This is a genomic window from Alishewanella maricola (assembly GCF_016343785.1).
Taxonomy (GTDB): domain Bacteria; phylum Pseudomonadota; class Gammaproteobacteria; order Enterobacterales; family Alteromonadaceae; genus Alishewanella; species Alishewanella maricola.
In genome coordinates this window covers 1-405 of record NZ_JAEINI020000053.1, presented here as the reverse complement: position 1 = coordinate 405, position 405 = coordinate 1, and the positions used below count along the sequence as shown (strand labels likewise).

Here is a 405-nt window from a genome sequence, read left to right as displayed (position 1 = left end):
AACGCATTACTAATGGGCTGCCGCAGCGCAGCGTAGGCAGTCCCGTGGAGGCCACGCTGTTTGTGGCCGGAACGAAATTTAGTAACTTGTTAGGTATTGTTTGAAACATAGCGGATAAACTTATTTTTGAACAATAGCCATATAAGGCAAGTAAACGCCGCAGCGGCACAGACGGCCTGAACTGCCGTAAAGTGGTTGCCATACGAGCTTATGAAAAACACAATAGGCATCACCGTCAAAAAGCCACCTAACCAATCATTATTCCTACGCCAAAAAAACGGTAATACAAGAGCGGTATAAAGACCATAAGGAATACTTAAAAATAGTAAGAAGTAAATTGGCCTCTCAAAAAAGCTCAAAACCAAAAAAATGACTGTAAATATCGCCAAAAACCACGGTGAATAA

General features: G+C 42.0%; 1 protein-coding gene. It reads right to left on the bottom strand.

The features are described from left to right. Positions 1 to 89: 89 nt before the first annotated feature. The coding region (locus JAO78_RS16690; protein ID WP_226752488.1) for a hypothetical protein at positions 90 to 405 on the bottom strand (316 nt) is incomplete at its 5' end.